Genomic DNA, 21116 nt, shown 5'->3' with positions numbered 1-21116 from the left:
CTACACGGCATTTATCCCTCTAGTATGGACCTTCGATAAAAGCATCGAGCGTCTCATTTAATTGGGATACCGAAGCTTGTGAGAAATGTTCGATTCAGGGTGGATCATGTTGAGTTGTCACTTGACAACCTGACTCCCGCTCATTAAATTGGAGGGCGTAGATGGTTCGAGGAACCCACTCTAAGAAAGAGGTTGAGGCAGCATTGGCGTATGCCGAAAAAAACGGTTGGCGTGTTCAGGGCGGTGGCAAAGGCCACGCGTGGGGAAAAATGTATTGTCCCGACAACGACGCGGACTGTCGGTGCGGTGAGTTCTGCATATCGAGCATCTGGAGCACACCCAAGTGCCCCGGCAACCATGCCAGACATCTGCGGAGAATCGTCGACAACTGCACGGCTCGCCGGTAGCGAAAGCGCGCTGTTGGCGAAAGCCTTGGACCGAATAAAGGCAGGAGTAAATCATGGAATATGTGTTCACGTTGAAGTACCGCCTCGCAGCGGAAGATTGCGATCTTGACGCGATCGTCGAGCGGCTGGGCGAAGCAGGATGCGATGACGCCACCGTTGGCATCGGGCAACCAGGCCGCCTCGCGCTGTTTTTCACTCGCGAAGGCACGTCTGCATTCGCTGCGCTGGTCAGCGCGCTTCAAGACGTCAAACGGGCGGTGCCGTCCGCACGGCTGGTCGAGGCAGGCCCCGATTTCGTCGGCCTCACCGACGTGGCCGAAGTCGCAGGCGTGTCGAGGCAAAACATGCGCAAGCTGATGCTCAATCACGCAATCGACTTTCCGGCGGCGGTCCACGAGGGCAGCGCGTCGGTGTGGCATCTGTCGGACATTCTTGATTGGCTCATTGCGCGCGGCGGTTATGAAATCAAGGCGGACGTGTTCGACGTCGCAAAATCGGCCAAGCAGATCAACCTCGCCAAAGAAGCACGCGAGATCGAGCCGCGTCTTAACCGTCAACTCGAGTGTCTGGTGGCATAGAAGCAGGCACGGCCAGCGTGCGAATTCGCGCGGCCATGTAGTCGGCATGCACATTGGCCTTTCGGGCCACCTTCGGCAGGCCTTGGCGCAAAGCGTTAAAATCGCCCACCACGTCCGATTTGTCAGCAGCGTCAGACGTCGGCGTGTTGTCCGTAAAAATTTACGAACGACCGTTCACAAATTTACGTTTTGCGCTAAACTGGCACGCAAGCCCTGATTCCACATGAAGGTCCTCGATTTACAGTGTCCGCATGGCCATCGGTTCGAAGGCTGGTTCGCTTCGGCTGATGACTTCGAATCGCAGCAGTCCCGCAAGCTCGTTGAATGTCCGATCTGCGGTGCGAACGAGGTGAGCCGTTTACCGTCGGCGCCGCGCCTGAACCTGTCGGGTGCGACAGAGACGAAAGCGCCAGCGGGTGCAGGCGACATGCAGGGGCGCGTGATGCGCGCCTTACGCGAGGTACTGGAGAAGACCGAGAACGTGGGCGACCGCTTCGCCGAGGAAGCACGGCGCATTCACTACAATGAAGCGCCCGCACGCAATATTCGCGGTGTCACGACACCGGAAGACGCGAAAGCCTTGGTCGAGGAAGGCATCGAAGTGATGCCGCTGCCGGTCCCGGCTGCCTTGAAGGAACCGCTGCAATAGCGCAGTGGCTCGCTGGCGGCGGGTGGTAGCGGCCAGGAGACACTACGCATGAATCTGGACTATTCCCCCGCTGAAAGCGCGTTCCGCGCCGATATCCGCGCCTGGCTCGAGGCGAACCTGCCTCGCGATCTGAGCGACAAAGTACTCAATCACAAGCGGCTCTCCCGCGACGACTTCGCAGACTGGCATAAGCTGCTCGGCACGCGCGGCTGGTCGGCGATCGCATGGCCGCAAGAATACGGTGGCCCGGGCTGGGATGCGACCCAGCGGCACATCTGGGACGAAGAGTGCGCGCGTATCGGCGCGCCGTCCGTGCTGCCTTTCGGCGTCTCCATGGTGGCGCCCGTGTTGATGAAATACGGCAACGAGGCACAGAAGCGTCACTATTTGCCACGCATTCTCGACGGTACGGACTGGTGGTGCCAAGGCTACTCAGAGCCCGGCTCGGGTTCGGATCTGGCCTCGCTGCGCACGCGCGCCGAGCGCGCCGGCGACCATTACGTGGTCAACGGTCAGAAAACGTGGACCACGCTCGGTCAGTACGCCGACATGATGTTCTGCCTTGTACGCACGGACAGCGGCGCCAAAAAGCAGGAGGGCATTACGTTCCTGCTGATTGACATGAAAACGCCGGGCATCACCGTGCGGCCGATCATTACGCTCGACGAAGACCACGAAGTCAACGAAGTGTTTTTCGAAGACGTGAAGGTGCCGGTCGAAAACCTGGTGGGTGAAGAGAATCGCGGCTGGACTTACGCGAAATATCTGCTCGGCCACGAGCGTACCGGTATCGCGCGGGTCGGCCAGTCGAAGCGCGAACTCGTTTTCCTGAAACGCCTTGCACGGAATCAGAAGAAGAACGGCAAACCGCTGCTGCAGGATCCGGTCTTCGGCGCAAAAGTCGCGAGCCTCGAGATCGAGTTGATGGCGCTCGAAGTCACGGTGCAGCGCGTGGTCGCCAATGAAACGGGCGGGCGCGGGCCGGGGCCGGAAGCGTCGATGCTGAAGATCAAGGGCACTGAAGTTCAGCAGGCGCTGACCGAACTGATGTTCGAAGCGATCGGGCCGCTCGCCGCGCCGTTCGACGTGCCATTCCTCGAAGGCGAACGCGCACATAGCGTGGCCGGCGACGACGATGCCGCGCCGCTGGCCGCTTACTACTTCAACTTCCGCAAGACGTCGATTTACGGCGGCTCGAACGAAATTCAAAAGAACATCATCGCGCAGATGATTCTCGGACTTTGAGGAGCGGCGCATGGACTTCACATTCAACGACGAACAACAGCAATTCGCCGACGCGTTGCGCCGCTATCTGGACAAGAGCTACGGGTTCGAAGCGCGCCAGGCGATCGTGCGATCGGAAACCGGCGTGTCGGACGCGCATTGGGCCGCGTTTGCCGAGTTGGGTCTGACGGCACTTCCTGTGCCGGAAGCGCACGGCGGTTTCAATGGCGGCCCGATCGATATGCTGGTGGTCATGCAGGAACTCGGCCGCGCGCTGGTCGTCGAGCCTTATTGGGCGACCGCGGTCGGCGTCGAGGCATTGCGCCTCGCGGGTAGTGAAGAGGGCGAAGACGCGTCGTTACTCGAACGTGCGGCCCAAGGCGAGATCAAACTGGCGGTGGCATTTCACGAACCGCACGCACGCTACGATCTTTTTTCCATCGAGACGATCGCAAGCGGGCAGGGCGGGCAGCAGACCTTGACCGGCACGAAGTCGGTTGTGCTGCACGGCGCGCAAGCAGATCACTGGATCGTGCCGGCCCGTCTGAACGGCGAGATTGCACTCTTCGTCGTGGCGCGCAATGCAGGCTGCGTCAAAGTTACAGACTACCGCACGATCGACGGTCAACGTGCCGCCACACTCGAATTCAACAGCACGCCGGCGCGCCAATTGGCAGGCAACCACGCCGGCGCGGCTGCGCTCGAACATATTGCGGACTACGGCACGGTGCTGTTGTGCGCCGAGGCGATCGGCGCGCTAGACGCCTTGAATCTCGCCACCGTCGACTACACGAAAACGCGCCAGCAGTTCGGCCAGCCGATCGCGCGTTTTCAGGCCTTGCAGCATCGCATGGTCGAGATGCTGATTCACGCCGAGCAGGCGCGTTCGGTCACGTACCTGGCTGCCATGCGCTACACGAGCACGGATGCCGACGAACGTCGCCGCGCGGTTTCCGCTGCGAAGGCACGGGTGGGGCAGGCCGCGCGCTTTGTCGGTCAGCAGGCGGTTCAGTTGCATGGCGGCATGGGCGTGACGAACGAAGTGGCCGCGGCGCATCTGTTCAAACGACTTGCTATTATCGAAACCACATTGGGCGACGTCGATCACCATCTCGCGCGGTTCGCCGCGCTGCCCGGCTTCGTCACGGCAGAAGCCTGATCCGCCGTTCGAATCGAATAAAAGGAGGTGTGACGATGGGATTGAGTTACGAGGACTTGATAGTCGGTACGAGCATCGAAATCGGCAAGCACACGTTCACGCATGACGAGATCGTCGAGTTTGCGCAGAAGTTCGATCCGCAGCCGTTCCACGTGGATGAAGCCGCGGCCGCCGAATCACCGTTCCGCGGATTGGTCGCGAGTGGCTGGCATACCTGCTCCGTCATGATGGGCATGCTGGTGCGCAATGCGTTCGCGGGTTCCACGTCGATGGGCTCGCCGGGTATCGACGAAATCCGCTGGTTGAAGCCGGTGCGGGTCGGCGACACGATCACCATGATGAACGCCGTGCTCGACAAGCGTATCTCGGAGAGCAAGCCGGATCGCGGCATCGTATCGACGCAGTGGGAAGGCATCAATCAGCATGGCGAAACGGTCATCACGGTGCGCTCGAAGGGATTGTTCGGGCTGCGCAATCCTGGTGCCGCTTCATGATGGGCAGCGCGGCACCTGCCGCAACGCTCGGCAGCGCCGCCGCCTTGCGCGCGTTGGTGGGCGCCGAGCCGCTCGCTAGCGAATGGCTGGAGGTGGATCAGGCGAGCGTCGATCGGTTTGCCGAAGCGACCGGCGATCATCAGTGGATTCATGTCGACCCGGAACGGGCGCGGCGCGAGTCACCGTTCGGCGGTCCGGTAGCGCACGGTTTTCTGACACTTTCGTTGATCCCTGCATTGCTCAGTGAGACGGTGGTGCTCGAGCAGCGCATGGGCGTCAATTACGGGTTGAACCGCGTGCGTTTTACATCCCCGGTGCCGGTCGGCTCGCGGTTGCGCGCGAAGTTCGCGGTCGAATCCGTAGCCGAAGTGGATAACAACGGCGTGCAAGTGATATGGAATGTGACGCTTGAGCGGCAGGGCAGTGAACGGCCGGTATGCGTCGCCGAGTTCATCACGCGACATTATTTCTAGCGTTTCGACGCATGCTTGTTAAAAAGCGCGAGCGGCAGTGATGCCGGCTCGCGCTTTTTGCTAATGCATATTCAGGCTCCGCGGCGCAATCAAGGTTTCGCGTAGTGCGCCGCGTCGAATGCCTGACCGACCTCAACCCCGCGTAATCGGCGTCTCCACACGCGCTGCCGCGCCCGCATCCATATAACGTGCGAGTTCGAGTTTGGCGATCGCGTTGCGATGAACTTCGTCGGGACCGTCGGCGAAACGCAGTGTTCGCGCAGACGCATAGGCATACGCGAGCGGGAAGTCGTCGCAAACACCACCGCCACCGTGCGCCTGAATCGCCCAGTCGATCACCTGACACGCCATGTTCGGCGCGACGACCTTGATCATCGCGATCTCGCCGCGTGCGCCCTTGTTGCCGACTGTGTCCATCATGTAGGCCGTTTTCAGCGTGAGCAGACGCGCCTGTTCGATCATGCAGCGGGCTTCCGCAATACGCTCCTGCGTGACGCCTTGCGCGGCAACCGGCTTGCCGAACGCGACACGTTGCAGCGAGCGTTTCGACATTAATTCAAGGGCGCGTTCAGCGAGACCGATCAGACGCATGCAGTGATGAATGCGTCCCGGTCCGAGTCGGCCTTGCGCGATCTCGAAGCCACGGCCTTCACCGAGCAACATGTTGGTGGCGGGTACGCGCACATTCTCGAGCGTGATTTCCATGTGACCGTGCGGCGCGTCGTCGTAGCCGAACACGGTGAGCGGTCGGTGCACGGTGATGCCGGTGGCGTCGGCTGGAACCAGAATCATCGACTGCTGCTGATGGCGCGGCGCATCAGGATCAGTCTTGCCCATCACGATATAGATCTTGCAGCGCGGATCACCCGCGCCCGACGACCACCATTTGTGGCCGTTGATCACGTAGTAGTCGCCGTCTCGCACGATGCTGGTCTGGATGTTGGTCGCATCCGACGACGCCACTTCAGGTTCGGTCATCAGAAACGCCGAGCGGATCTGGCCTTGCAGCAGCGGTTCGAGCCATTCGCGCTTGTTGTCGTCGCTGCCGTAGCGCTCGATCGTTTCCATGTTGCCGGTGTCGGGCGCGTTGCAGTTGAACACTTCGGGCGCCCAAGGCACACGGCCCATGATTTCGCATAGCGGCGCGTATTCGAGGTTCGTCAAGCCGGCGCCGCGCACGGATTCAGGCAGAAACAGATTCCACAAGCCGGCGTCGCGCGCCTTCTGCTTGAGTTGTTCGATCAGTTCGGTGGGTAGCCACGCGTTGCCGTTCTGGCGATTGCGCGCAATCTCAGCGTAGAACGCCTGCTCGTTCGGATAGATATGCTCGTCGAAGAATGCGAGCAGTTTCTCGCGCAATGCCTGAACCTTCGGGGTGTAATCGAAATTCATGTAAGACCTCGCGGATAACGGGTAACGGACGACGTTTGTTCGGAGCGCAACCAGATGCGTGACTCGGTCGCACGACTCAATGCGTTCTGGCGTGCCACCGAGCGTACGACCCAGCGCAAGACCCAGCGCACGACTTCGGTCAGCGCACTTTCTGCGCGTAGCGCCAGGCGAGTTCGGCCATCGGCTTCGCACGGCGGCCGGCGTCGAGCGCCTGAGCGCTGGCCGCGGTGCCGTCGACGACGCGTTTCATGATCCCTTGCAGGATCGCGGCGATGCGAAACATGTTGTACGCCAGGTAGAAATTCCAGTCGCCGTGAATCTCGAAGCCGGTGCGCTGGCAATAGCGCGCGACGTACTGGCTTTCGTCGGGAATGCCCAAGGTGGCCCAATCGAGGCCCGCGATTCCCCGGAACTGCGCCGGGTCGACATGCCACGCCATGCAGTGATAGGCGAAGTCGGCGAGCGGATCGCCGAGCGTCGACAACTCCCAGTCGAGCACGGCGAGCACGCGCGGTTCTGAAGGATGAAAGATCAGATTGTCGAGCCGGTAGTCGCCATGCACGATCGAAGCGCGCTCGCCCGTTTCGGCCGGCATATGTTGCGGCAGCCATTCGATCAGGCGCTGCATGGCGTCGATCGGTTCGGTCTCGGAGGCGATGTACTGTTTGCTCCAGCGACCGATCTGACGCGCGAAATAATTGCCCGGCTTGCCATAATCGGCGAGACCCAGCGCCGCGACGTCGACGCTGTGCAGCGCCGAGATCACGCGGTTCATTTCGTCGTAAATGGCGGCGCGTTCGGCTGGCGTCATACCGGGCAACGACTGGTCCCACAGCACGCGGCCTTGAACGAACTCCATCACATAGAACGCGCGGCCGATCACGCTTTCGTCTTCGCACAAGGCGAGCATTTTCGCGACCGGCACATCGGTATCGGCGAGCGCGTGCATGACGCGATATTCACGTTCGACGGCGTGCGCGGACGGCAGCAGTTTCGCCGCCGGCCCGGGTTTGGCGCGCATCACATACGAGCGTGACGGCGTGAGCAGCTTGAAGGTCGGATTGGACTGCCCGCCGGCGAATTGCTCCAGCGTGAGCGGTCCGGAAAATCCGTCGACATGCCGGGTCAGCCACGCGGCGAGCGCGTCGCTGTCGAAGCGTTGCCGCTCGCTGACCGGGCGCGTGCCCTCGAAGTCCGAATAATCCGGCTGGTGTTCGGGTTCGCCGGTCTGTGTGGCTTGCACCATCTGTCTCCTCCAGTTCGGGTTCAGCTACGCTTGTATTGAATGAATTGCGCGTAGAGCATTTCCATCGTGGTATTGCGGACACCGCGATGAAGCGGCGAGGGCGGTGAAAAGTTGATCGTGCGCAGCACCCAGTCGCGTGGCGCGGCGCCTACGTCGAGCGCGTTGATGCAGCCGGTGGCTTGCGCCAGATGCCCGAAGAACGTGCGCCCACCGGCCGTGATCGCATGCGACAGGATGGCGCGATTCACGCCGCCGTGCAGGACGAGCAGCACGGTGTCCCACGATGTATCCTCGCGCAACGCAGCGAGCGCGGGTAGTACGCGATCGAATAACTCGCCAATGGTCTCGCCGTCGAGAAAGCGCGTGCTTTCCGGCACGATGCCGTCGAACACGCCGAGAAACGCGGCCTCCATATCGTGCAGCGGAATATTGCCGAGCTTGCCGCCGCGAATCTCTTCCCAGGCGGGCTCGATTTCCAGTTCGATCTGCTGGGCGGTTTCGGCAAGGACGCGCTGTGCGGTTTCGATCGTGCGCGGCAAGCCGCTGACGATCACCCGGTCGAAAGTGATCTGCTGCGCGGCGAACTCGCGGCCCGCCGCGCTGGCCTGCTCGCGGCCGTTCTCGTTCAAGGGCACGGTCTCGGGATCGATCGCGCGGCCGGAGTCGTCGAAATAGGTGACGTCGCCGTGACGCATCAAAAAGATGCGGCGGCGTTTGGGCAGTTGATAGTCAGACATGGTCCTGTCGTTCACTCACGTTCACTTATACACCGGAGCGCGTTTTTCGAGGAACGCGGAAATCCCTTCAAGACTGTCCCGATGATGCAGCGACGCGACAAAGTTGTCGCGCTCCGCCACCAGATGATCAGGGAGCGGTTGCGCGCCGGCCGCGCCGATCAGCCCCTTGATGCGCGCGACTGAATTGGGCGAAATCTTGCCGAGTTCGTCGGCCCATGCAACCGCAGCGTCGCGCACGGCGCCGGTCCTGGCCAGTTTGTTGACGACACCGAGTTCATGCAAACGCGTGGCGCCGATCGGTTTGCCTTCGATCAGTACCTCGGTGGCCAGCTGACGCGGCAGCGCTTGTGCGAGGAACCACGAACCGCCGCCGTCGGGCGTCAGGCCGACGCGTGCATACGACATGACGAATTTGGCCGTGTCCGCGGCAACGATCAGGTCGCACGCGAGCGCGAGCGAGAATCCCGCGCCGGCGGCGGCCCCGTCCACGGCGGCGATCACCGGCTTCGACGAAAGGCGCAGCGCCGAGATCCATTCGCCGAGCAGGTCGATGCTCTGAGCTTGCACGGACGGATCTTTCGCGCGGTTTTCCAGCAGGCGGTTCAGATTGCCGCCCGCACAGAAGAAGTTGTCGGCGCCAGTGATCACGACGGCGCGGATCGACGGATCGCGCTCCACCGAGTCGAGCGCTTCGATCCCTGCGGCGTACATGTCCGGGTGCAGCGCGTTGCGCGCGCCGGGGTTCGACAGCGTGAGAACCAGTGTCGATTCGCTTTCGGTCGGGCGCGAGGTCAGCAGTTCGGCGCTCATTGTTGTGTCTCCGTGGTGTGCGTGTCGGTATCGGCTGCGTCGCGTTGGGTCAGCGAAAGGCCAAGCTGGGCTCGCCGCGCGAGCCAGGGTGAAGGACGATAGCGCGGGTCGCCGAGCACACTGAACATATTGCGCAGGATCGCGAGAATGGTGGTCGAACCGAGCGCGTCGCCGAGCGCCAGCGGGCCGCGTGGGTAGCCGAGGCCGAGCGTCACGGCGAGATCGATATCGTCAGGCGTGGCGATCTGTTTTTGCGCGATGTCGCAACCGATATTGACGATAGTCGCCACCACGCGTTGCGCAACGAAGCCGGTCGAGTCGCGGATCACGGTGACGGGCACGCCGTCAGCGGCGAAGAGCGCATGCGCCGTATCCCGCGCGGTGCGAGTCGTGGCGGGCGTTGTCATCAGCGTGCGGCGTTGTGCGCCGACGAGCGGAAAGAGCGCGTCGACGGCGACGACACGGCTCGCGTCGAGCGCTTCGTCGACTGCGGCTGTGGTCGCGTCGTGACCGAACGGCGTGACGACGATCAACGAGTTTGCTTCGGGCGTCGCGCCGTCGTCGAGTTTCACGCCGGCTTTCTCGATGAGTTGCACGACGGCGTCATGCGCCTGCGGATAACGTTTGCTGACCCACACGCCAGCCGGCAGACCGGTCGGCGCGGGCGCTTCGGCAGGCACTTGCTGCTTGCCGTCTTCGTAGCGGTAAAAGCCTTCACCCGTTTTGCGGCCGATCAACCCACCCGCGAGCCGTGTGCCGGTGATGGGCGACGGCGTGAAGCGCGGTTCTTCATAGAACTGGTGGTAGATCGACTCCATCACCGGATGCGAGACGTCCAGCGCCGTCAGGTCGAGCAACTCGAATGGCCCGAGGCGAAAGCCCGCCTGCTCGCGCATGATACGGTCGATGTCGGCGAAGCTGGCCACGCCTTCACCCGCTATGCGCAAGCCCTCGGTATTCATGCCACGGCCCGCGTGATTCACGATGAAGCCGGGCATATCTTTCGCGCGCACCGGCGTGTGTCCCATACGGCGCGCGAGTTCCATCAGCGCGTCGCCTGCGGCGGGGTCGCTGCGCAGACCGTCGATCACTTCGACGACCTTCATCAACGGTACCGGATTGAAGAAGTGATAACCGACCACGCGCGACGGATCGCTACAGCCGGCGGCAATCGCCGTGATGGACAGCGAAGACGTATTGGACGCCAGCACGCAATGGCCGCTCACCACGGTCTCGAGTTCGCGAAACAGCGCCTGCTTCACGTCGAGTTTTTCGACGATCGCCTCGACGACCAGATCGCAACCGGCTAGATCGCCAATGGCCTGCGCCCCGGTGACATTCGCGAGCGCTGCAAGAGAGCGGGCCTGGTCGAGCTTGCCTTTCGCGGTCAACCTGGCGAAAGTCTCGGCGAGATAGTCGCGCGCGGCGCCGATTGCAGCAGGATTGGTGTCGTACAGACGCACGGTGAAACCGGCCAGTGCGGCAATCTGCGCGATGCCGCGGCCCATTGCTCCGGTTCCGACAATGCCGATAGTCTCGGTGCTGAAATTGCGAGAGGTCATTGTGATGCTCGACTCCATGGTTATTTTAGAATAGCACGATCGTGCAATTTACTGGATGATTGATGGACGACCGCTGCTTTGACTTTGATTTCGATGAGCACGAGCGGTCGCATACAACCCGAAGGAAGGAGACACCCGATGATCAAGCTGTGCGGTTTCGCGCTCTCTAACTATTACAACAAAGTGAAGTTCGTGCTGCTCGAACACGGTATTCCGTTCGAGGAGGTGTCGGTGTTGCCGAGTCAGGATGAGACCATGCTGGAGCATTCGCCGCTCGGCAAGGTGCCTTATCTGCAGACCGAAGAGGGCGATCTGTGCGAATCGCAATGCATCGTCGAGTATCTTGCCGCGCGCTTTCCCGACAAGGCGATCTTCTCCGCTGACCCTTGGGAAGCGGCAAAGGAGCGCGAGCTGATCATGTTCGTCGACGTGCATCTCGAACTGACCGCGCGCAATCTCTACAAGGAAGCGTTCTTCGGCGGCACGGTGACCGAGGCGACTAAAGGGCGTGTCGAGAAACTTCTCCAGCATCACATTGCCGGCTTCAGGCGGATCGCGAAGTTCGGGCCGTACCTGAGCGGCGAGCGCTTCAGTGTTGCGGATACGGCGGGGTATGTGAGCTTGCCGCTGGTGGGCATGGCGACGCAGACCATCTACGGTCGCGATTTTTTGCTGGACGCCGGCGTGGACTGGAAGAGCTACGTGAAAGTGATCAACGCCCGGCCGGCCGCGCAACGCGTGACCGAAGATCGCAAGGCGTACATCGCGGCTTCGCGCCCGGTTTGACGGGCGCTGCCCGGCCTTAAGCGAACACGCGCGAGGCGCGCACGCCGGGACCATTGCGCGCGATAGCAGGGAACGGAGGTTCGTTCGCGGCGTCGCGCAGGACATGTCAGAGCCGCGCCAGCCGCTCGAGCGCTGTGGCGAGCGTGCTTTCCTGCTTGGCAAAGCAGAAGCGCACCACGCCGGACTCATGCGCCTCGTGATAGAACGCCGAGACCGGAATGGCCGCCACGCCGATTTCGCCGGTCAGCCATTGCGCGAATTCTGCTTCGGGCAGATCGCTGATCGCCGAATAGTCGACGCACTGAAAGTAAGTGCCCGTGCAAGGCAATAGCTTGAAGCGCGAATTCGCGAGGCCGGCGCGGAAGAAGTCGCGCTTCTTCTGATAGAACGCCGGCAGGTCGAGATACGGTGCAGGATCTTTCATGTAGTCGGCAAGGCCGATCTGCATCGGCGTATTGACCGTGAACACGTTGAACTGGTGCACCTTGCGGAACTCGGCGGTGAGCGCGGCGGGCGCGGCGACATAGCCGACTTTCCAGCCCGTCACATGGTAGGTCTTGCCGAAGCTCGACACCACGAAACTGCGTTGCGCCAGTTCCGGATAGCGGGCCACGCTTTCGTGCGGCGCGCCGTCATAGACCATGTGTTCATACACTTCGTCGGAAAGAATCAGCACGTTGGTGCCGCGCACGATCTCTTCGAGCTTGCGCATGTCCTGCTCGCGCCAGACCGTGCCGGTCGGATTGTGCGGTGTATTGATCAGCAGGAGCCGCGTTTTCGGCGTGATCGCGGCAGCGAGCTTGTCGAACGGAATGGCGTAGTCGGGCGCCTCGAGCGTGACGAATACCGGCTTGCCGCCGGCCAGTTCGATGGACGGTAGATAGCTGTCGTAGGTCGGCTCGACCACGATCACTTCGTCGCCCGGGTGGACGGTGCAGAGAATCGCGGTGAGCAATGCCTGTGTCGCGCCCGCGGTCACGGTGATTTCGGTCGTGGCGTCGTAGCGGCGCCCGTACAGGTTCGCGATCTTGTCCGAAATGGCCTGGCGCAGCGGCGCGGCGCCCGCCATGGGCGGGTACTGGTTGTGGCCGTCGCGCATGGCGTTCGCGACCGCGTCGACAATGCGCGGATCGCAGTTGAAATCGGGAAAGCCCTGCCCCAAATTTACCGCGCCTTTTTCTGCGGCGAGCGCGCTCATCACGGTGAAGATCGTCGTGCCGACATTCGGCAGGCGAGACGGAAACGTGGGACTCGTGGGCGTGTCGTGCGGTGCATTCATGGCGCTGTCCGGAGCGTGAGCAAGTGGGTTAGACAAAGGCGTCGTGTGAAACGGACGAAGCCTGATTGTAGGGAATCGCGGCGCGGTGTGCGTGCCGCGAAGTGCACGTTAGCCGACTGGCCAGGGCTGTGCGCCTGGCGGGTCATGCGGTTGCGGTCTCGCCAGTGACGCTCAGGGACGCGCCAATGGCGGCGACGAAGGGCGCCGGCTGGGCGATCTGAAAGCCGAAGTCGCGTGCAATCCGTTTGGCCAGCTTCAACACCGCGCGATCTTTCGAGACCAGCCAGTCAGCCTGCGCGGCGTGCGCGAGTTCGAGAAACTTCTGGTCGTCGCGGTCTTTGCATTTGGGCAAGGGTCTCGTATCTTCCGTTTGCGCAACGGGATCGACCCGTTGCGCGAGCCGTGCGACGACCGCGAGCGCGGCGGCCTTGTCCACGTTCCGATGCACGAACTGCGGGTAGTCAAGCACGTAGGTGAGTTCGGCGAGGCAGCGCGCGTCGATCAGCGCGGTCAGCGCACCACTTTCGAGCGCGGCCGCGATCGGCCGCGTGTGCGGGTCGTCGAACACGAGAATGTCGATCCACACATTGGAATCGAGGACGACGCGCAAAGCGCCGCGTGAGACATGGGAACCGGGCATTCGATACAATCTGGCTTTCGTCTTTGACCGCCAGGCACGGCGTGCCTGCAAGCCTCTATGATAATCGTTCTGTCGCCGGCGAAATCGCTCGACTACGAAACCCCGCCTCACGTCAAAAAGCACACGATCCCCGATTTTGTCGACGACGCGGCCGAATTGATCGGCGGATTGCGCCGCTTGTCGCCGCAGCAGATCGCCTCCTTGATGGATATTTCGGATCAGCTCGCGCACCTCAATTTCCAGCGCTACGCAGAATGGTCGCCCAAATTCGGCACGCACAACGCCAAGCAGGCGGTGCTCGCGTTCAATGGCGACGTGTACGAGGGTTTCAACGCGAAAACGTTGTCGGCGGCGGATCTCGACTACGCGCAGAATCATGTGCGCGTGTTGTCCGGCCTGTACGGTTTGCTGCGTCCGCTCGATTTGCTGCAACCTTACCGGCTGGAAATGGGTACGCGTTTCGCTAACCCGCGCGGCAAGGATCTGTACGCATTCTGGGGCGAGCGGATCACACAGGCCTTGAATGCACAGCTCAAGAAGAATGCCGTAGCGTCCCGCGTGCTGGTCAATTGCGCGTCGGGCGAATACTTCAAGTCCGTCAAGCCTAAGCTGCTCGAAGCGCCGGTCATTACGCCCGTTTTCGAGGACTGGAAGGGCGGTCGCTACAAGATCATCAGCTTCCATGCAAAACGGGCGCGTGGCCTGATGGCGCGCTATGCCGTGGAGAACCGTCTCGACAAGCCCGAGCAGTTGAAGGAATTCGACGCCGAAGGCTATGCGTTCGACGCCGAAGCGTCGAACGATTCCACTTACGTATTCCGCCGCCGCGTCGCTGAATAAGCGTTTCGCCGCGCGTACAAGCAGGGAAAAACCATCATGACGTTATCCATTACGAGCAACTTCGACGCAGGCGCGATTGAAGTGCTGTCCTGCGAAGAAGCGGGCAATATCCGTTTGCGCGTGCGTCCGGACAGCCATGCCGAGTTCGCGCAGTGGTTCTACTTCCGCTTGTCCGGCGCGGCGGGCGAGCGCTGCGTGATGACCTTCGAGAATGCGGCCGCCTGCGCTTTTGCCGAAGGCTGGCGCGATTATCAGGCGGTGGCGAGCTATGACCGGGTGAACTGGTTCCGCGTACCCACGTCGTACGACGGCCGCGTGCTGACGATCGACCATACGCCGGACTTCGACCGCATTTACTACGCGTATTTCGAGCCGTATAGCGAGGAGCGTCACGCGGAGTTTCTGGGCGCGGTGCAGCAGATGCCGCAGGCGACGCTCACGGAGTTGGGCAAGAGCGTCGAAGGTCGGCCCATTTCGCTGCTCACGCTTGGCACGCCGCAAACCGGCGACATACCCAGGAAGAAAATCTGGCTGATCGCGCGCCAGCATCCTGGCGAGACGATGGCCGAGTGGTTTATCGAGGGTCTCGTGAAGCGGCTCGCGGGTTGGGGCGATTGGGCGGGTGACCCGGTGGCGCGCAAGCTCTACGATCACGCGGTCTTCTACATCGTGCCGAATATGAATCCGGACGGCAGCGTGCACGGCAATCTGCGCACCAATGCGGCCGGTGCGAATCTGAATCGCGAGTGGATGGAGCCGGATGCCGCGCGCAGCCCTGAGGTGCTGGTGGTGCGCGACGCGATTCACGCGACCGGCTGCGACCTGTTCTTCGATATCCACGGTGACGAGGCGCTGCCCTACGTGTTCGTGGCCGGCTCCGAAATGCTGCCAGGCTTCACCGAGCGGCAGCGGGAAGAGCAGCACGCGTTCATCGAAGCGTTCAAGCACGCGAGCCCTGATTTCCAGGACAAGCACGGCTACGCGGCGAGCAAATATCGTGAGGACGCGCTGAAACTGGCGTCGAAGTACATCGGCAACGAATTTGGCTGCCTGTCGCTCACGCTGGAGATGCCGTTCAAGGACAACGCGAATCTGCCTGACGAACGGGTGGGCTGGAACGGCGAGCGTAGCGCGTCGCTCGGTGCCGCGATGCTTCAGGCGATCCTGCGGCACGTGGAGACCTTTGCTTAAAGCGAACTCGGCATAGAAAAACGAGGCACGCACTTCACGGTGTGTGCCTCGTTTTCATTGGGGCGGCTGCTTGACTCTCGGCCGGTAACTCGCGGCCGGCGGACCGATGCCGCAAGCTCGAACCGCTACTGAGTTTTCTTCTTCGCCGGTGTCTTCTTCGCGGTTGCTTTGTTCGAGTTCGTTCTCGACGACTTGCCCGAGTTCGGTTTGGAAGACTTCGTGGTCGCTTTCTTCGTGGTTTTGCCGCTCGCCGAGTGCTTGCCTTTGGCGCTCTTATGCTTGCCCGACGCCGCTCGCGATCCCGAGGGTTCCGAGGCGCGCGCACGGGCCGGTGGCACCGGATCGTTCCAGCTGAACGCCAGCATCTGCGCACCGACATAGCCGCAGCGGAACTTCAGATCGGCGGGGTCGCCTTCGCCGCTTTGGCGCACGCCGAGCCCTTCGACGGTGACGATGTTGTCTACCTTGACGCGCTGCTTGCCCTCGTCGAACGAATCGTTCCACGGCGTGACCGACGCATGCGCGCTATCGAACGAGCTAGGTGGAAATTCGACATGGTCGAAGGCGGTTGACGTGCTGGCGACAAAGTTGCCATGAGCAGCGCAGTCCGCAACGAGCGGGTCTGCATGCATTTCATTGACAAATCTATTGACGAGATCGTTGTGCTGTTCGAGTTGGTCGGCGAGCGCGGAAGTGGAACAGATGAGCGAGAGACTCGCCGCACATGTTGCCAACCGGCCGACCAACCGCAGCAATCGGCGCGGTACGTTGGTGCGATCCATCTAGTTGTTAGACGCTAATGAGACATGAGGCACGTAAGATGCCCCGCGAGAGGGTGGAGTTCAATCCTGGCACAAATATTTTGTCCTGTCGTGGTGCGCGGGCACGAGCGGCTCAATGCAGCAGAGGCTCCCATTGCCGCAGCTTCACGTTCAATGGTCGTGCGAGTGTCAGGTGCGTGGTCCGCCCAATCGATATCTGCGTACGTCATAAGTGGTGACCCACGCAGGACGATAGACCGCGATCAATGCCGTCGACATGCCGGTGAACCAGGCCTCCCCTGTGGCAAGTAGAAGCACGCTTAACGCGTAGCCAGCGGGGATCACGGTCATCGAGCCGTCGGCGAGCGCGATATGCACGCCGAGAGCCGCGGCCGCCGTAAGCGACACGGCGATGGCCGGCGACACAAACCCTTGGCCGAAGATGAACATGAAGAGATTGCGCGGCAACCACGCAATGCTAATGCGTTGGACCAGAGTAGAAATGCCGACTGGCAATGCACCGTAGACGAGGAAGGTTAGCGCGATACCCTGCCAGGGAGCATCGAAGACGACAGCGGCCAGACCGGTGACGACCGCCATGGCGATCAGCGCCAGCGCCCAGTCGAACAAGGTGACGACTAGCGTGGCGCCGAGCAGATGCATGACGGTGCCGTCGTCGAGCCATGCGTTGGTGGCCCACAGCACCGACACTGCGACGATGATCGCAAGCCAGACATGCTGCAGGGTGCCGTCTTGAAGTCGTTTGAAAGGATTTTTCCACAGCGCGAGCGCGACCACTATCGCAGTGACGATCCAGCCACCGACAGCGACCCAAAACGGAAGCGGTGTGTAGAGGAAACCCATGTGTCTCATATTACTCGTTGGACGAGAAAAGGTGTGAGCGGATTCCATGCCAGCAGGCGCAAACGCTGTTAGAAAGTAGCCGCCCGAGTGCTGACGCGTGCCCCGGCGACGCTCACGCAGGGCCTCGTGCAAGTGGGTCCACTGCCGGTCCGGCGGGCGGCGCGTCGCCGTACTGCGCGCCCGGTTCGGCTGCCATCGGCAGCAGGGCGGCCGTGTCGTTAGCAGGCAACGGATAGTGGAAGCGCCGTCGCGTGCGGCGACGCAAAGGCACCACGCCGGCTTGCCCCATGATCGGGCGAATCGGGCCGTCGGCATCATTGCGCAGCACTTGCAGATGGTTCGATAGCCAGCCGTTGTAAAGCGCGACTGCAGCAGCGCGATTCGGCGCCCCGAGTTGCTGGAATATGCTGGTCAGATGGATCTTGACGGTGCCTTCGCTAATGCCCAGGGTGCGCGCGATCATCTTGTTGGTGCTGCCCATGTGAACACAGCGCATGATTTGCTGCTGGCGGGGTGATAGTCCGTTGGCCAGTTTGGCGCGGCGCGGCGGTGGGCTCTTCTCGTCGAACGGCCGGATGGCGGTATCCGGCGGCAGCGGAGGATCGAGCGCCAGCGCGCCGGGCGGCACGTAGTGACCGCCCAGCAGCACCATTTCAAATGCGCGCACGATCAGACAAGGATCGGTGTCGCGCGGCACGACGCCAAGCACACCCTCGTCCATGAGTTCCCGCACGGCGACCGGCGAGATCTGGTCCGTCAGCACTGCAATGCGCAGATCGGGGTAGTGACTGAGCAGATGGCGCGTATCGGCGATCGACATCCAGTCCTGCCAATCGATTACGAGCAGGTCGGGTCGCTGACGTTTGAGCGTGCGTTCGACCTGACGCCAATCCTGGGCTTCGTTGAAACGCGCCAGGCGGTCAATTTGCCGCAGAAGTGCTTTGAGTCCATCACGTCGTTCCGCGGCTGAGTTGAGTATCGAGAATCGCATGCATGTCTCCAGATGAATCGGGCGAAGTGGCGCGATGCAGACGCGCGGCAAGTGAGAGCCGGATGCGTTGCGATGCGTCGCCGTTCCTATGATGACAAATTCCCTTCAATTTGACGGCCTGTCCAAAAGGCATAAGAGGAATGACGTAAGAACGTAGAGGCACAAAAAAGCCCCGCGCTCGGCGGGGCTTTGTCATGTCGTATGCGGCGCGCGAAATGCGCCTGCGACCATGTTCAATGGAAGTGCGGCTGCGCGGGCTCCGCGTCCTCCGGCATTTCGGCGTGGACGATTTCGCCGAGCGGGTCGGCATAGAGCGGCACGCCGCAATCGTCGCAATATTCCGGCTCGAAGCGGCCGGCGTGCCGGCGCACCTCGGTCACACCGGTCTCCTTGAGCAGCGCGACGATTTCCTCGAGTGGGTCGTCCGACGCGGCGGTTTCCTGCGGCTCTTCGTCGATGCCCGGTTCGCCGTTCTCACGGCCGTACAGCGGCCACACGACGCCATAGATCACGTCATTGCTGCCCCTGCGCGTGAAGCCGACGCGGTATTCGTCGATCCGGCGTTCGCCGAATCCCGCGACGACCGCGCGCAATTCCTGAGGCGCAGCACCGATCGTGTCGAACAGATAGCGCACGGCGGTGCGCACGGTGTGAGGGCGCACGCTTTCGTCGGCGTCGCGGCAGGCAGAGTAATAGGCGTCCGGCAACAGGCACTCGAATTCGCAGCCGGGCAACACCAGCGACAGATTGGCGCCGCCTTGCGTAGCCCATTGTTCGAGGCATTGCCCGCGCTCGATCCGGCTGCCGTGCTCCTCTTCCTGCCAGCGGAACGTCGGCTCGCCCACCGGCGCCGCGACCACCGCGAGGAGGAAGCGCGGGTCGGCCAGAATCGGTGAGGTTTCTGGCAACTCGCCGAAATTCAGCTTGACGTTGCCACCGGTCATGGCCGCCTGAGCGAGCTGCTGGGCAATGCGCCAGGTTTCGACATGATGACGCGGCAGCTGATCGATGCTGTACAGGAAAGGCGCCATGGCGACCCGCGTATTCGCTGCGAGCACATGTGCCTGGAGGTGCGCGCGCAGGGCGTCGGCGGCGTCGGCCTTGAGCGGGCCGGACGGAATCATGTAGCGGGTCCAGGCGAGCACGGGCGCGGCGATCAGCAGCGCCTCATGAGGCACGCCTTCGTGTTCGATGATGAACGACTCGCTGTGAGTTTCCGCCATGTCGGCGAGCGCGCCGTAGGCGTCGGGATGATTTTGCTGCAGATGATCGAGCGCGGCGTCCAGCGTAGTCTGGTTGGCGTTGCGAACGATCTTGGCGAGCAGCGCGTCGAGTTTCGCTTCCCAGAAGCGGTCCTCGGTGCGGCTGCCCGACGCGAAAAGCGCGAGCGAAAGACCGACCAGCTTGTCGGCATCGGGTGGGAGACGTTTGGCGATTCGCGAGCGCATAAATCCGGAAATTGGGGTGTACAACCTTATATTCTAGTCTTTTCTATGCCGCCATATTATTTGGTCGGCAATGCCGGATGAATTGGGACGTTTCCGCGCGAAAAATCAGCCTGTTGAGCGCGGCTTCGAGACCGTTGCGCAGCGGCTTGGCCCGATGATATAAGACGCCCCCGGGCGCGTGACTCGCTTCTATACTGAGCGCTTTCAGCGAACGCCTGACAAAAGTATGCCCATTCGTCGCCGGGGATTGGCGCAACAGGAGATTCATCATGAAATCGGACCAACTGATCGAACGGCTTGCCGCGGTGTTCGCGCTGATTATCCTGGTGGGCGGATCGCTGCTGGTGCTGGCGCCTTTCACGACCGCGCTGCTATGGGGCGCCATTCTCAGCTATAGCTCCTGGGGCTTGTACCGGAGGCTGACCGCGGCCGTCGGCGGGCGGCGCAAGTGGGCCGCCACGTTGATCGTGTTGATCATTCTGATTGTGGTGCTTGGACCGTTCGTCTATGCAGGCTTTGCTTTCGGGGCGCACGTACACGATATCGTCGCGCTGGTTCAGCGGCTCTTTGAAGCAGGCTTGCCGGATTTGCCGCCGTGGGTTGCCCGGATTCCGCTGGTGGGTTCCAGCGTTGAGGCATTCTGGGAGCGCGTCACAAGCAATAATTCCGAACTGATCGCGCAATTGCGTACGCTCGCTGCACCCGCGGGCAAGTGGATTCTTGCCGCTGCAATTGCGGTTACGCATGGCCTCGGTCTGTTGGCGTTGAGCATCGTGCTCGCCTTTTTCTTTTACACGGGGGGAGAGGGCGCAGCGGCCTGGCTGAACGCCGGCATGCGGCGTATTGCCGGCGAGCGCGCCGACTATCTGCTGGCACTTGCTGGCAGCACAGTGAAGGGCGTGGTCTATGGGATTCTCGGCACGGCCCTCGTGCAGGGGATTCTGGCGGGATTCGGATGTTGGATCGCCGGTGTGCCTGCGCCGGCGCTACTCGGGTTGGCGACGTTCTTTCTGTCGGTGATACCGGGTGGGCCGGTGGTTGTCTGGTTGCCAGCGGCGATCTGGCTGTACCACGGCGGCGCGACTGGCTGGGCGATCTTTCTGGTGGTGTGGGGGGTGCTGGTCGTCGGCATGTCCGACAACGTCATCAAGCCGATCCTGATCGGGAAGAATAGCGATATGCCTTTGATTCTGGTGATGCTGGGCATCCTGGGCGGTGCATTCGCTTTTGGCTTCCTCGGCGTTTTCATCGGCCCGACTTTGCTGGCGGTCGCGTACACCGTGCTCCACGATTGGACCATTGGCGCGCCGGCTGCGCGCGCTTTGGCGCCCGATATGAAAGTGCCTGTCGTCGATGAGCCGAGCCGCATGAAAAAGGCGCCTTGAATAAATTCCAGATAACGCTTGCAAGGCGCTGACCGGCTCGCTAGAATCTCGCTCTTTCGTGCTTCGGAGAACGGAGCGCGGGGGCGGGAGAGCCAGTAGTGGCAAGGCTTTCAGCGGAGTGGGCGGGTTGAGAAAGTTAGAAAAACCTGTTGACGACGTAGCGAAAGTTCTTCATAATCTCGTTTCTCTGCTGCTGATGC

At 61.9% G+C, this 21116-nt stretch carries 22 protein-coding genes; 11 read left to right on the top strand and 11 right to left on the bottom strand.

Features of this window, described 5'->3' with window-relative positions:
- Positions 1-161: 161 nt before the first annotated feature.
- From AC57B1_RS14680 to AC57B1_RS14650, 7 genes are all read left to right on the top strand, one after another.
- A complete protein-coding gene (locus tag AC57B1_RS14680; RefSeq protein WP_408183501.1) occupies positions 162-407 on the top strand; it encodes a hypothetical protein in 246 nt (81 codons plus the stop codon).
- A 53-nt stretch (positions 408-460) separates the two neighbouring features.
- A complete protein-coding gene (locus AC57B1_RS14675) occupies positions 461-985 on the top strand; it encodes a helix-turn-helix transcriptional regulator (protein ID WP_496417855.1) in 525 nt (174 codons plus the stop codon).
- 223 nt (positions 986-1208) lie between these two features.
- Positions 1209-1634, top strand: coding sequence for a DUF1178 family protein (locus tag AC57B1_RS14670; RefSeq protein WP_408183506.1), 426 nt, complete (start codon positions 1209-1211; stop codon positions 1632-1634).
- A gap of 48 nt (positions 1635-1682) precedes the next feature.
- Positions 1683-2879 carry an acyl-CoA dehydrogenase family protein gene (locus AC57B1_RS14665; RefSeq protein WP_496417854.1) on the top strand — a complete coding sequence of 399 codons (1197 nt, stop codon included), beginning with the start codon at positions 1683-1685 and terminating at the stop codon, positions 2877-2879.
- A gap of 10 nt (positions 2880-2889) precedes the next feature.
- Positions 2890-4017: an acyl-CoA dehydrogenase family protein gene (locus AC57B1_RS14660; RefSeq protein ID WP_496417853.1), complete on the top strand. Its 1128-nt coding sequence runs from the start codon at positions 2890-2892 to the stop codon at positions 4015-4017.
- Positions 4018-4052: 35 nt separating this feature from the next.
- On the top strand, positions 4053-4511 hold the full coding sequence (locus tag AC57B1_RS14655) for a MaoC family dehydratase (protein WP_408183513.1): 459 nt from the start codon (positions 4053-4055) through the stop codon (positions 4509-4511).
- Complete coding sequence (locus AC57B1_RS14650) at positions 4508-4984, top strand: MaoC family dehydratase (protein ID WP_496417852.1); 477 nt, start codon at positions 4508-4510, stop codon at positions 4982-4984. The genes AC57B1_RS14655 and AC57B1_RS14650 overlap by 4 nt, the downstream gene beginning before the upstream one ends.
- Before the next feature lie 132 nt (positions 4985-5116).
- On the opposite strand, the gene AC57B1_RS14645 is transcribed toward AC57B1_RS14650, so the two are convergent.
- The 5 genes from AC57B1_RS14645 to AC57B1_RS14625 form a co-directional block, all read right to left on the bottom strand.
- The gene (locus tag AC57B1_RS14645) at positions 5117-6376 is read right to left on the bottom strand and encodes an acyl-CoA dehydrogenase family protein (protein WP_496417851.1); all 1260 of its coding nucleotides are present in this window, start codon (positions 6374-6376) and stop codon (positions 5117-5119) included.
- Between the two features lie 139 nt (positions 6377-6515).
- Positions 6516-7622: a phosphotransferase gene (locus tag AC57B1_RS14640; RefSeq protein WP_496417850.1), complete on the bottom strand. Its 1107-nt coding sequence runs from the start codon at positions 7620-7622 to the stop codon at positions 6516-6518.
- A 20-nt stretch (positions 7623-7642) separates the two neighbouring features.
- Complete coding sequence (locus AC57B1_RS14635) at positions 7643-8359, bottom strand: histidine phosphatase family protein (RefSeq protein ID WP_496417849.1); 717 nt, start codon at positions 8357-8359, stop codon at positions 7643-7645.
- A 21-nt stretch (positions 8360-8380) separates the two neighbouring features.
- Positions 8381-9169 (bottom strand): oxepin-CoA hydrolase, alternative type, encoded by a 789-nt coding sequence (locus AC57B1_RS14630; RefSeq protein ID WP_408183524.1) that lies wholly within the window; start codon positions 9167-9169, stop codon positions 8381-8383.
- Positions 9166-10731, bottom strand: a complete 1566-nt coding sequence (locus AC57B1_RS14625) for a 3-hydroxyacyl-CoA dehydrogenase (RefSeq protein ID WP_496417848.1) — start codon at positions 10729-10731, stop codon at positions 9166-9168. Before AC57B1_RS14625 ends, AC57B1_RS14630 begins: the two co-directional genes overlap by 4 nt.
- A 138-nt stretch (positions 10732-10869) precedes the next feature.
- Between AC57B1_RS14625 and AC57B1_RS14620 the strand changes: the two genes are divergently transcribed.
- Positions 10870-11517, top strand: coding sequence for a glutathione S-transferase family protein (locus AC57B1_RS14620; RefSeq protein ID WP_408355122.1), 648 nt, complete (start codon positions 10870-10872; stop codon positions 11515-11517).
- A 106-nt stretch (positions 11518-11623) separates the two neighbouring features.
- Here the strand turns inward: AC57B1_RS14620 and AC57B1_RS14615 are convergent, their stop codons facing one another.
- Together AC57B1_RS14615 and AC57B1_RS14610 are read right to left on the bottom strand one after the other, a co-directional pair.
- On the bottom strand, positions 11624-12796 hold the full coding sequence (locus AC57B1_RS14615; RefSeq protein ID WP_091795737.1) for a pyridoxal phosphate-dependent aminotransferase: 1173 nt from the start codon (positions 12794-12796) through the stop codon (positions 11624-11626).
- A gap of 142 nt (positions 12797-12938) precedes the next feature.
- Positions 12939-13436, bottom strand: coding sequence for a putative toxin-antitoxin system toxin component, PIN family (locus AC57B1_RS14610; RefSeq protein WP_408183532.1), 498 nt, complete (start codon positions 13434-13436; stop codon positions 12939-12941).
- Positions 13437-13493: 57 nt separating this feature from the next.
- Between AC57B1_RS14610 and yaaA the strand changes: the two genes are divergently transcribed.
- Together yaaA and AC57B1_RS14600 are read left to right on the top strand one after the other, a co-directional pair.
- Complete coding sequence (gene yaaA / locus AC57B1_RS14605; RefSeq protein WP_408355115.1) at positions 13494-14276, top strand: peroxide stress protein YaaA; 783 nt, start codon at positions 13494-13496, stop codon at positions 14274-14276.
- Between the two features lie 36 nt (positions 14277-14312).
- Positions 14313-15467, top strand: a complete 1155-nt coding sequence (locus tag AC57B1_RS14600) for a M14 family metallopeptidase (protein WP_496417847.1) — start codon at positions 14313-14315, stop codon at positions 15465-15467.
- A gap of 125 nt (positions 15468-15592) precedes the next feature.
- Here the strand turns inward: AC57B1_RS14600 and AC57B1_RS14595 are convergent, their stop codons facing one another.
- From AC57B1_RS14595 to AC57B1_RS14580, 4 genes are all read right to left on the bottom strand, one after another.
- A complete protein-coding gene (locus AC57B1_RS14595; RefSeq protein ID WP_408355109.1) occupies positions 15593-16249 on the bottom strand; it encodes a BspC domain-containing protein in 657 nt (218 codons plus the stop codon).
- Between the two features lie 168 nt (positions 16250-16417).
- Positions 16418-17092: an energy-coupling factor ABC transporter permease gene (locus tag AC57B1_RS14590; RefSeq protein WP_091795721.1), complete on the bottom strand. Its 675-nt coding sequence runs from the start codon at positions 17090-17092 to the stop codon at positions 16418-16420.
- 112 nt (positions 17093-17204) lie between these two features.
- On the bottom strand, positions 17205-18083 hold the full coding sequence (locus tag AC57B1_RS14585; protein ID WP_496417846.1) for a response regulator transcription factor: 879 nt from the start codon (positions 18081-18083) through the stop codon (positions 17205-17207).
- A gap of 233 nt (positions 18084-18316) precedes the next feature.
- Positions 18317-19531, bottom strand: a complete 1215-nt coding sequence (locus AC57B1_RS14580; protein ID WP_091795714.1) for a DUF2863 family protein — start codon at positions 19529-19531, stop codon at positions 18317-18319.
- A 269-nt stretch (positions 19532-19800) separates the two neighbouring features.
- On the opposite strand from AC57B1_RS14580, the gene AC57B1_RS14575 reads away from it, so the two are divergent.
- Positions 19801-20916 (top strand): AI-2E family transporter, encoded by a 1116-nt coding sequence (locus AC57B1_RS14575; protein WP_496417845.1) that lies wholly within the window; start codon positions 19801-19803, stop codon positions 20914-20916.
- Positions 20917-21116: the final 200 nt, after the last annotated feature.

It is taken from the genome of Paraburkholderia sp. BGA-UO-ETr-F21, from assembly GCF_059567925.1.
This window is presented reverse-complemented; position numbering and strand designations above follow the sequence as displayed.

What these genes read in the sequence shown, in the direction of transcription:
- AC57B1_RS14680 (WP_408183501.1), top strand. Translation starts at nt 162, where the DNA reads ATGGTTCGAGGAACCCACTCTAAGAAAGAGGTTGAGGCAGCATTGGCG.
- AC57B1_RS14675 (WP_496417855.1), top strand. Translation starts at nt 461, where the DNA reads ATGGAATATGTGTTCACGTTGAAGTACCGCCTCGCAGCGGAAGATTGC.
- AC57B1_RS14670 (WP_408183506.1), top strand. Translation starts at nt 1,209, where the DNA reads ATGAAGGTCCTCGATTTACAGTGTCCGCATGGCCATCGGTTCGAAGGC.
- AC57B1_RS14665 (WP_496417854.1), top strand. Translation starts at nt 1,683, where the DNA reads ATGAATCTGGACTATTCCCCCGCTGAAAGCGCGTTCCGCGCCGATATC.
- AC57B1_RS14660 (WP_496417853.1), top strand. Translation starts at nt 2,890, where the DNA reads ATGGACTTCACATTCAACGACGAACAACAGCAATTCGCCGACGCGTTG.
- AC57B1_RS14655 (WP_408183513.1), top strand. Translation starts at nt 4,053, where the DNA reads ATGGGATTGAGTTACGAGGACTTGATAGTCGGTACGAGCATCGAAATC.
- AC57B1_RS14650 (WP_496417852.1), top strand. Translation starts at nt 4,508, where the DNA reads ATGATGGGCAGCGCGGCACCTGCCGCAACGCTCGGCAGCGCCGCCGCC.
- AC57B1_RS14645 (WP_496417851.1), bottom strand. Translation starts at nt 6,376, where the DNA reads ATGAATTTCGATTACACCCCGAAGGTTCAGGCATTGCGCGAGAAACTG.
- AC57B1_RS14640 (WP_496417850.1), bottom strand. Translation starts at nt 7,622, where the DNA reads ATGGTGCAAGCCACACAGACCGGCGAACCCGAACACCAGCCGGATTAT.
- AC57B1_RS14635 (WP_496417849.1), bottom strand. Translation starts at nt 8,359, where the DNA reads ATGTCTGACTATCAACTGCCCAAACGCCGCCGCATCTTTTTGATGCGT.
- AC57B1_RS14630 (WP_408183524.1), bottom strand. Translation starts at nt 9,169, where the DNA reads ATGAGCGCCGAACTGCTGACCTCGCGCCCGACCGAAAGCGAATCGACA.
- AC57B1_RS14625 (WP_496417848.1), bottom strand. Translation starts at nt 10,731, where the DNA reads ATGACCTCTCGCAATTTCAGCACCGAGACTATCGGCATTGTCGGAACC.
- AC57B1_RS14620 (WP_408355122.1), top strand. Translation starts at nt 10,870, where the DNA reads ATGATCAAGCTGTGCGGTTTCGCGCTCTCTAACTATTACAACAAAGTG.
- AC57B1_RS14615 (WP_091795737.1), bottom strand. Translation starts at nt 12,796, where the DNA reads ATGAATGCACCGCACGACACGCCCACGAGTCCCACGTTTCCGTCTCGC.
- AC57B1_RS14610 (WP_408183532.1), bottom strand. Translation starts at nt 13,436, where the DNA reads ATGCCCGGTTCCCATGTCTCACGCGGCGCTTTGCGCGTCGTCCTCGAT.
- yaaA (WP_408355115.1), top strand. Translation starts at nt 13,494, where the DNA reads ATGATAATCGTTCTGTCGCCGGCGAAATCGCTCGACTACGAAACCCCG.
- AC57B1_RS14600 (WP_496417847.1), top strand. Translation starts at nt 14,313, where the DNA reads ATGACGTTATCCATTACGAGCAACTTCGACGCAGGCGCGATTGAAGTG.
- AC57B1_RS14595 (WP_408355109.1), bottom strand. Translation starts at nt 16,249, where the DNA reads ATGGATCGCACCAACGTACCGCGCCGATTGCTGCGGTTGGTCGGCCGG.
- AC57B1_RS14590 (WP_091795721.1), bottom strand. Translation starts at nt 17,092, where the DNA reads ATGGGTTTCCTCTACACACCGCTTCCGTTTTGGGTCGCTGTCGGTGGC.
- AC57B1_RS14585 (WP_496417846.1), bottom strand. Translation starts at nt 18,083, where the DNA reads ATGCGATTCTCGATACTCAACTCAGCCGCGGAACGACGTGATGGACTC.
- AC57B1_RS14580 (WP_091795714.1), bottom strand. Translation starts at nt 19,531, where the DNA reads ATGCGCTCGCGAATCGCCAAACGTCTCCCACCCGATGCCGACAAGCTG.
- AC57B1_RS14575 (WP_496417845.1), top strand. Translation starts at nt 19,801, where the DNA reads ATGAAATCGGACCAACTGATCGAACGGCTTGCCGCGGTGTTCGCGCTG.